Source organism: Fibrobacter sp. (genome assembly GCF_017545445.1).
Taxonomy (GTDB): domain Bacteria; phylum Fibrobacterota; class Fibrobacteria; order Fibrobacterales; family Fibrobacteraceae; genus Fibrobacter.
This window is the reverse complement of the sequence record NZ_JAFWOM010000140.1, coordinates 121,889-136,784: the sequence shown is the minus strand read 5'-3', so window position 1 is coordinate 136,784 and position 14,896 is coordinate 121,889. Positions and strand designations below refer to the sequence as shown.

The 14,896-nt window shown below is 47.9% G+C and carries 12 protein-coding genes and 1 tRNA gene; 10 read left to right on the top strand and 3 right to left on the bottom strand.

Annotated features, from left to right (window positions below):
* Positions 1–76: 76 nt before the first annotated feature.
* Positions 77–415: a PD-(D/E)XK nuclease family transposase gene (locus IKG78_RS16670; protein WP_290945565.1), complete on the bottom strand. Its 339-nt coding sequence runs from the start codon at positions 413–415 to the stop codon at positions 77–79.
* 176 nt (positions 416–591) lie between these two features.
* On the opposite strand from IKG78_RS16670, the gene IKG78_RS16665 reads away from it, so the two are divergent.
* The 3 genes from IKG78_RS16665 to IKG78_RS16655 all read left to right on the top strand — a co-directional run bounded on the left by IKG78_RS16665 (position 592) and on the right by IKG78_RS16655 (position 3,253).
* Complete coding sequence (locus IKG78_RS16665) at positions 592–2,241, top strand: right-handed parallel beta-helix repeat-containing protein (RefSeq protein WP_290945563.1); 1,650 nt, start codon at positions 592–594, stop codon at positions 2,239–2,241.
* Positions 2,242–2,303: 62 nt separating this feature from the next.
* Positions 2,304–2,912: a hypothetical protein gene (locus IKG78_RS16660; RefSeq protein ID WP_290945561.1), complete on the top strand. Its 609-nt coding sequence runs from the start codon at positions 2,304–2,306 to the stop codon at positions 2,910–2,912.
* Complete coding sequence (locus IKG78_RS16655; protein ID WP_290945559.1) at positions 2,909–3,253, top strand: hypothetical protein; 345 nt, start codon at positions 2,909–2,911, stop codon at positions 3,251–3,253. Before IKG78_RS16660 ends, IKG78_RS16655 begins: the two co-directional genes overlap by 4 nt.
* 3 nt (positions 3,254–3,256) lie before the next feature.
* Here the strand turns inward: IKG78_RS16655 and IKG78_RS16650 are convergent, their stop codons facing one another.
* Positions 3,257–4,342, bottom strand: coding sequence for an SGNH/GDSL hydrolase family protein (locus IKG78_RS16650; protein ID WP_290945557.1), 1,086 nt, complete (start codon positions 4,340–4,342; stop codon positions 3,257–3,259).
* Between the two features lie 204 nt (positions 4,343–4,546).
* Between IKG78_RS16650 and IKG78_RS16645 the strand changes: the two genes are divergently transcribed.
* The 5 genes from IKG78_RS16645 to IKG78_RS16625 all read left to right on the top strand — a co-directional run bounded on the left by IKG78_RS16645 (position 4,547) and on the right by IKG78_RS16625 (position 11,430).
* Positions 4,547–7,324, top strand: coding sequence for a CotH kinase family protein (locus IKG78_RS16645; RefSeq protein ID WP_290945555.1), 2,778 nt, complete (start codon positions 4,547–4,549; stop codon positions 7,322–7,324).
* A gap of 102 nt (positions 7,325–7,426) precedes the next feature.
* Positions 7,427–9,658, top strand: coding sequence for a tetratricopeptide repeat protein (locus IKG78_RS16640; RefSeq protein WP_290945552.1), 2,232 nt, complete (start codon positions 7,427–7,429; stop codon positions 9,656–9,658).
* Positions 9,659–9,801: 143 nt separating this feature from the next.
* Positions 9,802–10,194 (top strand): VOC family protein, encoded by a 393-nt coding sequence (locus tag IKG78_RS16635; protein WP_290945550.1) that lies wholly within the window; start codon positions 9,802–9,804, stop codon positions 10,192–10,194.
* A gap of 2 nt (positions 10,195–10,196) precedes the next feature.
* Positions 10,197–10,829 (top strand): GyrI-like domain-containing protein, encoded by a 633-nt coding sequence (locus tag IKG78_RS16630; RefSeq protein WP_290945548.1) that lies wholly within the window; start codon positions 10,197–10,199, stop codon positions 10,827–10,829.
* Positions 10,830–10,842: 13 nt separating this feature from the next.
* Positions 10,843–11,430, top strand: a complete 588-nt coding sequence (locus tag IKG78_RS16625) for a zinc ribbon domain-containing protein (protein ID WP_290945546.1) — start codon at positions 10,843–10,845, stop codon at positions 11,428–11,430.
* Between the two features lie 84 nt (positions 11,431–11,514).
* Here the strand turns inward: IKG78_RS16625 and IKG78_RS16620 are convergent, their stop codons facing one another.
* Positions 11,515–12,318, bottom strand: a complete 804-nt coding sequence (locus IKG78_RS16620; protein ID WP_290945544.1) for a hypothetical protein — start codon at positions 12,316–12,318, stop codon at positions 11,515–11,517.
* Between the two features lie 242 nt (positions 12,319–12,560).
* Here IKG78_RS16620 and IKG78_RS16615 point away from each other — a divergent pair.
* Both IKG78_RS16615 and IKG78_RS16610 read left to right on the top strand, forming a co-directional pair.
* Positions 12,561–12,633: transfer RNA gene (locus IKG78_RS16615), tRNA-Ala, on the top strand.
* A gap of 279 nt (positions 12,634–12,912) precedes the next feature.
* Positions 12,913–14,799, top strand: coding sequence for a T9SS type A sorting domain-containing protein (locus IKG78_RS16610; protein ID WP_290945542.1), 1,887 nt, complete (start codon positions 12,913–12,915; stop codon positions 14,797–14,799).
* The last annotated feature ends 97 nt before the right edge of the window (positions 14,800–14,896 follow it).

The window sequence follows — 14,896 nt, the reverse complement described above, 5'->3', positions numbered from 1 at the left end:
TTGTTATCCATAGGATGCTCTTTTTTAGGTTGATTTGTGGTTATTTCAAATCTAAAAATTGGAACATCCTATTTTTTTATTCCCTTAAAGGAATTTGCGAAAGAAAATATACGTTACCCAAGTCAAAGACCGTAGTCCGGTTTTCGTTCGAACCGTCGCTGTATTCCTTGTTGCGGGACTGCACATTGACAATCGGTGATGCGATTTCGCCTTCAAGCACGGCATTCAAAAGCGCAATCAGGCAGACCTTGTTCTGTGTGTCGGGATTGAAGGCCTTCTTGAACGTCCTATCGAGCAGGAGGTCGGCGAAAACTCCGGCACCCTTGTATTCTTCGAACGTCTTGGCTTCGCCAATCATTTCGCCGTGGCCATTTTCTATTCTGGCGTTGCTAATTTCGGCGTTATTATTTTCCATATTTATCCGTTGTTAAACTCCCGAAAATGTCGGGCTCATAGACAGAAAACAGCTCCCTATCCGTTATATTAACACGCAAATTTGTGGAAAATGGACCAAAATTGAACTGTTTTACGAACAAATCGTAAGAAGCCTCTCAAAACAGTGTATATTATTGATATTTCGTTGAGGTCTCTATGGGAGCAAAGTTTTTATTGACATTGGGGTTCATCTTGTCGGTGGCACAGGCGTTCGGTGCGGTTTATTACGTGGCGACAGACGGCAGCGACAGTGCGGCAGGCACAAAGGACAAGCCCTTCGCGACGCTCAACAAGGCAAATACTGTAGTGCATGCAGGCGATACCGTATGGATTCGCGGCGGCATCTATGACCTGCACGACACGGTCTTTTACCAACGGTACAAGATGACAGCGAGCATCTTGTTGACCGCAAGTGGCGAAAGCGACGACAACCGCATCCATTACCTTGCCTACCCGGGCGAGCGTCCAATTTTTGACGCGACAAACCTCCCTGTGGCCGCAGGCGAAGATCACAGCGACGGCACACCCGAAGGAGCGATGTACACCTCGCCTATCGTGATTGCGGCAAAGTACTTGCACTTGAAGGGCTTTGAAGTCCGCAACACGCCCATGATACACAATTCCAATTCGGGCATTTTCATCTACGCGAGCAAGCACATTTTCTTGGAGCAAATTGACAGCCACCACAATGCAGGTCCGGGATTTTTCGCGCACGACGGAGCTTCAGGTGGCGGCGGACATCTCTTTTTGAACTGCGATGCGCACGACAACTACGACCCCACCGATTGGCAGGGCGACGGCGAGAATGCCGACGGCTTTGGCGTGCATTACCAGTACGACGGCGACACCACCAAGTTCATCGGGTGCCGTGCCTGGTGGAATAGCGACGACGGCTATGATGTACTGGCCCAGGAATTCCCTGTCGTCGTAGAAAACAGCTACGCCATGGGAAACGGCTATATCCATTACGGGACAAGCAAACCGCCTAACGGAAATGGCAACGGGTTCAAGATGGGGTACAGCCGAAACGATAAGGGAAGACATTTCATTAGAAATTGCGTTGCCTGGAACAACGTGGCCACCGGTTTCTATTCGAACTACACGACCATCGGTAGCACATGGATCAACAACACTTCCTACAAAAACGGGGACCGCTCTTTTGGCATGCCCTCGACAATTTACGCTGAAGATGAAAGGACTCGCATTGCCGAAGTCGTTCCGCTAATGGGCGACAAAGCGCACGTGCTCAAGAACAACATAGCATTCCCGAACAAACTCTCGCAAATTGGAACATGCTGGGAGAAGATTTCGAGCCAGAACATCGACCATTATGTAGATTGCCCGGCAGGCGAAAACAACTCTTGGAATTTAAATCTCGACCTGACCGAAGACGACTTTGTAAGTCTCGATGACCCGAGCATGACCGTGACCGGCAAGGACCTCTCGACGATTCCGGGAATGCTGGGTCCACGCAACGCTGACGGCAGTTTGCCTAATGTGGGTTTCCTGAAGCTCAAGGAAGGGAGCCGCGCCATTGACAAGGGCGAAGATCTAGGCTTCCCGTTCGTTGGTAAAGCTCCTGACCTCGGCGCCTTCGAATACGGACTTTCGAGCAGTTCCGTAGCGTCGAGTAATTCCGCGACTTCATCGAATTCCACCGCAGAATCTTCGTCTGGAACAGTCCGCATTATGCCACCAAAGACTCTTGGCAACGAAACACCGGCCCGGTCCAATAATTCGAAAGGCTACCACGATCTCAATGGTCGCCACTACGAAAAACAAATTCTCTATCGCGTGATGTTCTAATTTTTGTCGTTTGCTGAAAACTACATGAACTCGATCTAGATTTTGTATATTCTTTCTGTTGTATGCAAATAAATAAGATAACAGTATCCCAAGCGGTTCAATTTTTAAAAAAGAATGATTTGTGGGCGAAAATCGCCTTTACTGTAATCTTTCTTTCGTATTTGTCTTTTTGCCGAGCATGTTTTAATCCGATTGAGGGGGAAACTTTTCCTATTTATGAGAATAATTATCCGGGGGATTTGTATGGCTTTCGGGCGAAAAATAAAGGCGCAAAGCAATGTGAATTGAGTGGCAAGAAAATTTTCCTAGAACGGGAGAATCAGAATGAATCCTTTTGGTATGACTTCTTTGTTGAAACCAATGCTTCCTCCTATGTTTGGCATCTCCAGTATCAGGACGATGATAATGCAAGAAAAAATATTTTGACATATCGGTTTGAGCCCCGTGGAGGTATTGGGGCTGTTGTTCAGGGAACGGGCATCGGGATTGACGAACGGCAAGATTCTATCATAATTTTTTATGATGCTGAACCACTAGATGGCTTTACAATTGAGCCTAGTCCGTTTAGCGATAAAATCGTACTTCAGAAAAGTGCTCCGAGCGATGGTCAGAAAAGAGCTCCAGGCAAGGATGTAATTTCAGCTCATTGCGCTATGGAGTGGTCCAATTGATTAAGAAATTGATAGAAAAATTCTTTACTTTGACTGCGTTTATTTCCGCAGTATGTTTGGCAGTTCATTATGTACCAACGTCCATGATTTTTGTAGGTAATAGTCTTGATTTTATTGCCGACAGACCGCTTTTCTTAATCGCGCTGTTATTTTCTTTAGTGATGCTTGCGTCGGCTGTTTTGTTGTTACTGGATTTATTCTCGCTGAAAATTAAGATTGTCCAAAATCAAATTTGGAAGATTTTTGCAGCGATTGGAGTTATTCCAATTTTGCCATTGGCCTTGTTTGGATTTATATTTTTACCATCTTTATTTTTTGAATTTATAGTCGGTTTGTTTTAGAAGCTAAAGCAGCGTCAATAGCCATTCCTCGATGAAATGGCTTTCGAGTTCATGGGCGTATTCGTTCGGGTGCCAGTTGTGTTCATGGACCCATTGCTGTTTTAGGATTTCCTTTTTCTCTGCGTCGGGAGTCGGATTTCTAGAACTGGAGCGCAACATCGTAATTCCGTTCACGCCGCCATCCAAGTCAAGATACGGAAGCCCCCACTTGATTGCAATCTGCTCGGTCGCCTCGGGATAATCCTCGGTATCACAACCATTCGAAACGATAATCCCGATTTTTGCCTTCGGGTAGTTTTTCGTCAAGTAATCAAGTGCCACGTTGAATGCGCCGTAGAATGTAGTCGGGTCCATGTCATCGATGTTCCCGATAGGAATCTGGTTGTGGGAGTCGTTGATTCCGTAATAAATGGTAATGATGTCGGCATCCGAAAAATCCGTCCTGTACATGATTCCGTTTTCCGGCTTGGTGAAGCCGTAGGTATCGTAATAGCAAATGGTTGTTCCGCCAGCGGCGATGTTCCGCACATCGCAACCGGTTCGGTTTCCAATCAGGTAAGAATAGACCGGAAGTTTCCCAGCGTATTTCCCTTCCTTGATGGTGGGCTTAGGGTCGAGTCCTTCGAAATCGCCAGCGCTGAAGCTGTCGCCGACAACATACCAAACGACACCATTTAAACTCTTGCTACTGCTGCTCACTGCGGGCGATTCGCTGGAGTTGCTTTCAGCAGAGCTGCTGGATTCCATAAACTCACTAGAACTACTTTCAACAGAACAGCTCGATTCAACACGCACACTAGAACTGCTTTCAACAAAACTGCTCGAATAAACAGAATTGCTAGATTCGACATGTTCGCCGGAACTGTCTGGTTCAACAGAACTACTCGATTTAACAAGTTCGTCGGAACTACTTGACACAACAAATTCGCGAGAACTGCAGGACTCATCTACCGAAGACACGCTATTCCAATCGGGCACTTCACTGCTTGAAGACCAAAACTCCGCAGAAGAGGAATTATCGCCACAAGACACCAAACAGGAAACACCTATTACAAAAGCAGCGATAGCGTTAAACCTCTTAAAACTCATTTTTTCTCCTTGCAAAGCAATCCCGATGATATACATAAATGCATTTTTTGCGAAGCTCTGTCAAGCCCACTATGTACAAAACCGAGAAAACTAAAAAAGGTGAAAACTGTTATTTTGCCACACAGGGGATTTTGCATTTCATTTTTCAGAATATAGATTTTAGTCATGGTGTATAGGCAACTTTCCCTAACAATCTTTTTTAGCGTGCTCGCATCTTGGATGCTTGCAGCATGTTCCGATGACAATTCGCACGTTTTTTTCGCCCCAAATGAAATCGACAGCTCAAATTCTACCGCCGAATCAGCAGAATCGCATTTGCCTGTTGCGGATGGTTCACTGAAATTTGTGGGTGGACCGCTAAAGTTTACCGAAGTCGATCCCATCAATGTCGATTTTGAAGACCACGAAGGCGATGATGCAGGCTGGGTGGAAATTCTCAACACATCGACGGACACGGTGAACTTGTCGGGGATGTACCTGACAGATTCGCAAAATGACCCGTTCAAATGGAAGTTCGGCAATGTAAAGATTGCACCTAATTCGCAGCTGCTCGTGTTCATGTCAGGCAAGAACTACCCCGATTACGTGTTGCCGCACGATACGCTAAACATGATCGGTCCCGGTTGCTGGACTTGGACGGACGCGCAAAGCGATCCGCCGGGTGAAAGCTACGCAGACCCCTTGCCCGGGCAACAGAAGAACTGCTTCAAGGAAGGCAACGTTCGCCGCGTGGGCGCTATCATGCAGCTGGGAGAAAACGAGGAACTCGGCTGGTCGTCGATTGCCGTATTCGTCGGAACAGGCAACTCCGGCAAGGACGACGTACTCGACATTTCCGGGGCGAACGAACTGTTCTTGCATGCCTACATCACCAAGGACAGAAAGGTATCCTTCCGCCTGACGCAACCCGATGTCGATGACTGGAAAGGTTACGAGTTTGTCTTTACCGGCACGGGGGATTCCTCGACAGTCTATCAAGCACGGATTCCGACGGGTTCTACATTCCCCGACCTCGAAAACATCTACGGCACGCGAATCAGCCCCGAGTCGAACGAGTCGCAAGAAATGACGCTCAAGGCATTCGATTATTTTGTCCGGAACCGTGGTCACGAGCCGCATGCAGGTTTCAAGCTTTCGAAAAAAGGAGGCTTGCTCTACTTGGTGAATGCGGATACGGCAATCGTGGATTCCGTGGCCTATCCGGAGCTTCCCATCGGAAAGTCTTGGAGCTACGGGACTTTTGCGGATGGAGCAAGCAACGGCTTTGGTTTTGCAGATCCGACGCCCTATGGACTCTCGGCAAAAAGCGTGGTGCAGTCGCGCTCGCCCTCGCTGGATACCTTGGCAGAACTTCCGCCGTCCGGATTCTATGCGCAGGCCTTTGTTGTGAGTTTCCCCGGGAATGCATCCGTCCGCTGCGAAAAAGATGGCAAGACTCCTACTGTGAATAGCCCTGCGATGACGGACCTGCAAATTGACAAGACGACAGTACTCCGGTGTGCAAGTTTTGCGGAAGGCATGTTGCCGGGCGATATCGTCACGCGTACCTACGTGTTCGAGGATGCCCCTGCCGTCCCTGCGGTGTTCCTGTCGGCTGACCCGAATTCGCTCTTCGATCCCGATTCAGGAATCTACATGGAAGGGAACTTCGCACAAGCCAAAGAACCGCATTACGGCGCGAACTACTGGCTCGATAAAGAAATCCCCGTAGCGGTAGAATTCATGGAGCCGGGAACAAAGTCGCCCGCCTTCGCACACAACGCAGGGCTCAAAATATTCGGCAATTACAGCCGCCAAAATCCCAAGAAATCGGTCGCCATCACCTTCCGCGAAAAGTATGGCGAAAGCCGACTCAAGTATGCGCTGTTCCCCGATTTCCCCGAACTGAAAGAATTCAAGGTTTTCTTGCTGCGCAACAACGGCAGCAACTTCGACAATGACTATGTCCGCGACAGGCTCGCAAGTTCCATCAGCGAAGGGCTCGGCGTTGACTACCAACGAGGGCGTTTTGCGGTCGTCTATTACAATGGCGAGTACTTCGGCATCCACGGCATCCGCGAACGCAGTACGGAATACTACTTCGAAACGCATTACGGAATCGACCCGGGCGCAGTCGACCTGATCAAGGCGGACAATGCCGTGTCGGCAGGTTCGTCGGTCGATTACGAGGCACTCATGGGCTGGATCGAAGCGAATGACTTGAACGACGAGGAAAACTACGCCTATGTATCGTCGCGGATAGACATCGACAACTACCTCAACTACATGCATACCGAGATATTTGCGGACAACCGCGACTGGCCTGCCAACAACATGAAGAAATGGCGCTGCACCAATCCACCGACCAAATGGAAGTGGTTCCTGTACGACCTCGATTTCGGCATGGGAAACGAGTACAGCGAATACAAGGACATCAATATTTTCGACTTCGTGACAGCGGAAGATGGCCCCGGCTGGCCGAACGGCCCCGAACACACGCTGCTTTTGCGCCGCCTGCTCGAAAACGACGGTTTCAAGGCCGCGTTCATAAACCGCATGGCCGTACTGCTTGCGATGAAATTCGAGAGCGGTCGCGTCCGCAAACGCCTTGATGCGATGATGTCGGAAATCAAGGCGGAAATTCCGCGTGACCAAAAACGCTGGAAGCTAAGCGCATCGAGGATGCAGAAACAGCTCGGGCTCATCGAGACATTTATCGAAGAACGCCCGGTCAAAGTCTCCTCGGAAATGCAGGATCATTTCGGGCTGGGTAATGTTACTTCCGTGAAGCTTGCTGCGGAAGGAAACGGCAGCATCCTTGTCCATGGCCTTCCGCTCGACACCCCTGCGTTGACGGTGAATTTCTTCGAAGGTTTCCCGGTGACGCTCACCGCACAGCCTGTGAATGGCAGCGTGTTCGTCGGATGGGATGACGGAGTCAAAGATGCGACTCGCACAATTGTTCCCGGCGAAGTGAGTGCCGTAAAGGCGCTATTCAAATAAATTCGTTTTCAAAAAAATGGGACATTCAGCTTGTTCACCCAAACAAAATAAAGTATATTGAAGAAGTAGGTCATATAAAAGAGTTTTGCAAGCGTAGATAAAATGATGTTGCGTACGAGTTTCTTCAAGGTGTCCGCTATCGGACTTGCCGTAGTGAGTACGTCTTTGTTTGCAGACGCCTCCTACACGCCGGATAAGTATCAGCAGAACGACTGGTTTGCCGAATTTGGTAGAAATACGGCCATGTATGTGAACCCGGCTAGCATTTCTGAAGCGGATCAGCTTGAATTCAGTACCGCAATCTTTAGCACCACCAGTAGCGAAGCCAGTCAGGAATACGTCAGCTTGACGTACCCGATTGACGACAAGCACACTTTGGGCATCTCTCTTTTTGAAAACGCAGCGTCCTTTAAAGGAGGCGAATCTTATAGCGAAATTGCCGCTCAGTTCGGTTACGCATACAGACTTTTCCACTTACTCACTCTCGGTGTTGACCTTTCTGTCTTGTACATCAACCAGTTTGACGATATCAAGCAGCTCACAGTCGGTGCAGACGTGGGCTTGAGCTGGAATCCGCTTGAGTCTTCGAAGTATGGTTACTTGCTCATTGGCGTTGCCGTGCAGAACTTGCTTGCTCCGGCAGTCAGCAAAGCTGATAGCGACGATAAATTCAAATTTGTGTTCATGGGCGCTGACAACACTTACAAGATTCCAGCGAACTTGAACCTCTCTTTGTTCTATCGCGGATTCAACCGACTTCTCGAATTCAAGGCAGAACTCTCCATATTGAACCTCATCCACAATTCTAAGGAAGGTGGTAAATGTTGCGACCTCGAAATGAGCTTCTCCTTGACCTATTATCTTTCTTCTCACTTCGGTATTCGCGCTCGTTTCACGAAGGAAGGCAATCCGGTTCTCGGTGCTACGGTTAATTTCAAGGATGTCAGCATTTTCCGTTACCTTGCACTTGACCTCGATATGTCACATGACGATCTCTGGGCCAAAAAGAACCGCGGCTTTGTGTGGGCGACCAAGCTCACGACCCGATTCGGTGATACTCGCGAAGAGAAAATCGGAGAAGAACGTTATCGTCGCTTGATGATTGAACCTGAAAACGACTACCATGCAGCTGAGAGTCTCTACTTGAACCGTCAATTCTTGGAAGCTGCATACGCCTTCGGCGATATCCAGACAAAGTACCCAACATTCCGCCTTGTCGATCAGGTTGCATTCTACAAGGCCAAGTCCTTTGAAAACCTCCGTATGCACAAAGCGGCTAGGGAAATTTACCGCGACGCCATCAAGCGCTATCCGCAGAGTAACCTACTCGCCAAGTATCACTTTCAGTTGATGAACATGGACTATAAGGAAGGCAAGTACACGGAAGCTTTGAACAAATACCAGATTTTCGCCCAGAAGTTCGGCAAAAGCGATGCGAAGGCTGACGCTGACTACGTTGCCGGCCAGATCAAGTTCGAACAGGGGCTCTATAAGGAATCCATTGACCTGCACGCATCCATCCCTCCGGGTAACGCAAACTATCTCTACGCCCGTTACACCATGGGCATCGCTAACAGTCGAATGAGCAAGTTTGACGAAGCCGAAAACTGCTTCCGCGCTATTACGGAACTGCCAGTTTCCAACAAGTCCGAACGCGACATACAGAATGCCGCCAAGGTCAAGCTTGGCCACCTATTCTTCTCTGCAGAAAAGCCGGACATTGCAGCCGCTGCTCAGATGTATGGTCAAGTCCAAAAAGAATCTCCGGTGTTTGACGAAGCTATGCTCGGTATCGCATGGGCCTTCCTCAAGGTCAACAAGCCGGATGAAGCAATGAAGTATGCCAAGTGGATCATCAACAACCTTCCGAAATCCATCATCGTGGCCGAAGCTTACCTCGTAATCGGTTACTGCTACATGATAAAGAAAAACTATCGGGAGGCTCTCGACGCTTTAGAAGAAACAATAAAGAGCACGGAACAGCCGATTGTGTCTGTTGCTTCTCGTGACAGCGCTCGTCAGGCATTCGATGCAATATGGAGCCAGTATGACTCCATTCAGGTTCTAGCCTTGGATCTTGCAAGCCAGTTACCGACGCCGCGTGTGGAAAGCAAGCGTAAAGCATTACGTCCGACAATCGATAAGCTTCACCAAGCTATTGAAGATTTTGCGAAGTTCTTTCAAAGAGCTATCCAAAGTGACCGCTTTGAATCTAACCGCAAGCGTATCTTGGATGATGCTGGCTTCCCATTAAGCCCGTGCTGTCCCGGACCTAGTCGGCCTTATCGACCTAGCAATAGTCCGCCCCTCGAAGATTTAGGCGATTTAGAATAAAGCGGAAAGAAAGCAAAACATTCCTCTAGAACTTGCAGGAATCTTATTTTGCCGTATTCTTCTCTGCCGCAACCGTATAAAAAGTCTTGACAACCGCCCAAAAATAGTGTACATTTGAACACGTAATGCAAGGAGGTTTTGCAATGAAATTAGAGGGCTTTGGAATTTTTGTAGATGACATGGCGACGATGGTCCGCTTTTACAGAGATGTATTGGGCTTTAAAATCAAGGAAGACGAGAATACGACCAATGTTTTTCTCGTAAAGGACGGCACTTTGTTCCTGCTGTTCCGAAAATCGGATTTTGAGAAAATGACAAGCCAGAAGTTCGCTTACTGCAAAGGCATCAACGGGCATTTCGAAATTGCATTGGGTGTCGCTAACTACGCTGAAGTCGATAAAGCATACGCCAAAGTCACGGACGCAGGAGCTAAAGGCATCATGGAGCCGACTACGGAACCGTGGGGACAACGCACCTGCTACATCGCCGACCCCGAAGGCAATTTGGTTGAAATCGGGTCGTTCGTCAAGGAGTAACCATGCCTTTTGATTTCAAGAAGGAATATAAAGAATTCTACATGCCGAAAGGCAAGCCCGAAATTGTCACCGTTCCGAAGATGAACTACATCGCGGTGCGTGGCAAGGGCAACCCGAACGAAGAAGATGGCGAATACAAAAAATCCATCGAACTTTTGTACGGAATCGCCTACACGATCAAGATGAGCAAGAAGGGCGACCACAAAATTGAAGGTTACTTTGATTATGTGGTTCCGCCGCTAGAAGGTTTCTGGTGGCAAGACAACGTTGACGGGATTGATTACAGCCACAAGGAAAATTTCCAGTGGATTTCTGTCATCAGGCTGCCAGACTTTGTGACCAAAGACGATTTCGAATGGGCGATCGAAGAAGCGACGCGCAAAAAGAAAATGGATTTTTCGAAAGTCGAATTTCTAGAAATAGAAGAAGGGCTTTGCGTGCAGTGCATGCATTCCGGCTCATACGACGACGAACCTGCAACTGTCGCTGCAATGGACAAGTTCATTGCAGACAACGGCTACGAAAACGATATTTCGAACACGAGGCGCCACCACGAAATTTACCTTTCCGACGCTCGCAAAGTCGCCCCGGAAAAGTTAAAGACCGTTATCCGCCACCCGATAAAGAAAATTTAAAAGGAGAAAAATCATGGAAATGAAATTTTGCCAGAGCTGCGGCATGCCACTCACACCAGAAATTCTAGGCACTAACGCCGACGGTAGCAAGAGCGAAGAATACTGCATCTACTGCTACAAAGACGGAGCGTTCACCGGAGACTTCAACATGGAAGAAATGGTTGAATTCTGCTCGCAGTTCGTCGATGAATTCAACAAGAACACCGGCAAGAACCTCACCCGCGAAGATTACAAGGCTGAACTCCGCAAGTACTTCCCAACGCTCAAACGCTGGCAACTCCCCGCGGACCAACTTCCTCACGCCACCTCGCCCATCAAGCAAAAGTTCATCGACGAAGTGAATGCGCTTAACATCAAGGACATGCCGCACATCGACAACCTCTTTGTTTTGCAAGGCTCGTTCATCAATCAGGAATACCGCATCAACGGCAACTGCGTCAAGCTCTTGGACGATAACGCAAGCTACTGGGGCAACCAAGTCGAAAAGCAAAACGCCGAGGGCCGCTGCTTCGGAATCGCCTGCGACGAGCATTACATTCTCGTAAGCGAATACGGCAAGAACGGCGCCGATGCCGAAATTGTCATCTTCAAGAAGCGGTAATCACGCAAAAACCTCCGTCGAAACGGAGGTTACTTTAATCTTCAATCAAAGAGAACTCAAGAGAGAAAATTTCACAAAACGCTATTATTGCAACAGATCCGCACGATACCATTCGCCATAAGCACTTACATCGGTATGAGCATTTTCGGCACAGTCCGGATTTGGCTTATAGCGACTCCGGTTCAAATCCAACGAATCGCCAGCCCTCAATTCGTCAGGAGTTTTCCAGACATCGCCGCACCAAGTCCGGCTTGTAAAGCTTTTATACGTAATTTGCGAATTTCTATCAATAAGTCCTTCGCAGTCCTGCACAAGGAACCCTACTGTAAAATACATACATGTTTGGGGATAGATTCCGCCACGAATGACTTCGGTCAATTCCACTTGCCCTTGAGAAACCTTGGTCAAAATATGCCCTGTCGGTTGAGCGCCATCGTGTGACTCGACAATATAAAGCTTGCAATTTTCTTGGTTCAGTCGATTGCCCGCAACTTCGGCTGTATTCGGGAAATATTTGGCAACCTCAGAAACGCCAATCTCCTTAATCGGCGACTTATCAATAGCGATAATGTCCGGATTTGCATCCAACGAATCCTGGGGTACAACAATCCTGGGGAAACTCCCGTTGTACGCAAGCACATGTCGGTCAAACGAAAGTTCGTTCGGGTCATCCGTAAACTGCGCCACGTAATTTTCCAAAGAGGAAATTTTGACGGACGGATCTTCAATACTTACTTTCACATTACCCAATCGCTGAGTTTTATCGACAGCTGAACCCTCCGCATCGGCAGCCACCGCGTTGGAACCGTTAGAACAACCGACTATGGTCATGAACGAAGCACAACATATTGCGGCAATATTTGCGGTTATAATTTTTTTGTGAACCAAAATCAACCTCCTTTTTAATGATTTGTTACTGTTATTTACACCAATAAAATAGATATTCGTCACATCAAAGTCAATGTATCAAATTATACAAATATTTACTTTTTTATTAAAATTATCAAAATTTCATTAATAAAAACGAGTTTAATTTTCCATATTATACAAACCGTATGATAAAGGAAAAAAGCTACAATCCCTTGCCAAAAAAGTTTCGTTTAGCTATATTCACGCCATTATCTAGCTATGGGGATATAGCTCAGTTGGTAGAGCGACAGGTTCGCAATCTGTAGGTCATGGGTTCGACTCCCACTATCTCCACGCAAAAGAGGCAAGCAAAACGCTTGCCTTTTTTTGTGCAAACAATCACACTCCATCGCGAAAAAACATTCAAACATCTTACATTCCTCTCAAAAACATGCACTATTTCCATGCAGGTATTGACTTTAGGAACTGTAAATTTATTTTATTATTTAATGACATTTAGGATGTTTTGGGGTGTGGACATTTTCAAAAAATTTGTCAACACGCAAAAGCCGGGATAGCCCTATTTTCATCATTATTTATCTAGTTTCTATATAGATATATAAGGGTCAATTTATGAACGGTTTCAAGACTTTAATCGCAGCATCGCTCCTTGGAACGGCTGCATTCGCGGCTCCGGGCCTCACCGTAAGTGGCACCGACCTCATGTACAACGGCAAGAAGATTTTCTTCTCAGGCACGAACCTCGCGTGGAGCGACTACAACTCCGACGTGGGCGCAAGTCCACTTGACGAAAACGCTTGGCGCAAAGCTGTCGAAGGCACGCGTGCTGCAGGCGGTAACGCGATTCGCTGGTGGCTTTTCAACAACATGAGCCAGAGCCCGACAATTGACGAATCAACGCATTTGGTGACTGGCCCTAAGGAAAACACTATCGCAAACATGAAGAAGGCTTTGGACATTGCCGAAGAATACGGCGTGATGGTTTCGATGTGCCTATTCAGCCACAACTTGATGGAACCGAACCAGTGGGGCATTTACAACGAAAAGCTCGACATTACCGCTAACGAATTGCTTTTCGAAGACGCGGGCACGAAGGCGTTTATAGACAACGTTTTGATTCCGGTCGTGAAGGCAATTGGTAATCACAAGGCTCTCATGACTTGGGAAGTCTTTAACGAACCCGAAGGCATGACAAGCGAATGCAGCGGTTGGACCACAAAGAAGATGGCGCTTGCCAAAATCCAGAAGTTTACGAACAAGGTCGCTGCAGCAATCCACACGACGAACCCGGAGCTTCTCGTTTCGACAGGTAGCGTGAACATCAAGTATCAGAAGCATTGGAATGACGCGGCTCTTATCGAAGCGGGTGGCGAAGCGAAGGGTACGCTCGACTTTTTCCAGACGCACTATTACCCGTACTGGCAAGATAATTCCGTCAGCCCGTTCGTGAATACAGCAGCCCAGATGGCGACTACGTACGGTTACGATTCCAAGCCGATGATTATTGGCGAATTCCCGGCAAGCGGTTGGGCGGGCGACACCTACAGATCCAATTTTGCCGCAAAGACCGAAATTTCGACGGAACAATGCTACCGCAAGGCTTTTGACGGTGGTTATGCGGGCGCTCTCGCTTGGCAGTATATTGGCGACAAGACCGAGGCGAATTTCGGTGGTTACAGCTACACGATTGACCCGGCGCTCAAGGCAATGACGGCTCTCGCCGCAAAAGAAGAAGCAAGCATCAAAATCAAAGACGTGAACATCGAAGGCGGCAACGGTGGAAACGGCATGATGGCCGTAACTTACGGCGGGGACAATGCTCAGGTGGAATACCAGAACAAGGGCGGCTGGGATCTTTCCTCTGCAACGACGTTTACGTGGACGGCCAAAAACAACGGAACTTCTGACGCAGATCTCTACTTGATTTTCAAGCTCACGGATTCTTGGACATGGACCGAAACGAGCGGCAGCTGCAAAGTCCCGGCCGGCGAAAAAGTCACATGCTCCATCGATATTTCGGAACATGCTGACCGCAACAAGACGCTCAGCATTACCTTCGCGAACTATGCTGCGGGTTACACCGGCACCATCATTTACGACGACATTAAAGCTGGGGCGACAACGCTCTTTGACTTCAACAAGGACAAATACGATGCTTTCAAGCGCGGCTACGAGAACACCGAAGAAATGATTCCCGAAATCAAGATTGTGTTCGATGAAAATTACGCTTATGGGAAAACGGGCTTGACGAAAGGCAAAGTTGCTGCTACGTCCAAGTTCACCGTCAACGGCGACAAGATTATGTTGACCACAAGTGCTTCAGGAAAAGTCAGCGTCGATGTGTTTGGCATGAATGGTAGATTTGTCGCGACGCTTTTCAATGGTTCGCTTGCTGCCGGGAGCTACTTGTTCAGCCTCGCCGATATGCCGAAAGGGCAGTATATTGTCCGCATGAAGGGTTCTGGCGCAACGATGACTCGGCCTATGGTTATTCAATAAAACATCAACACATATTAATATAAAAGTTCCGATTTTTTTTCGGAACTTTTTACGATAGAAGCCGTCATCCGTTTTAACGTTTACAAAGACAAAAATT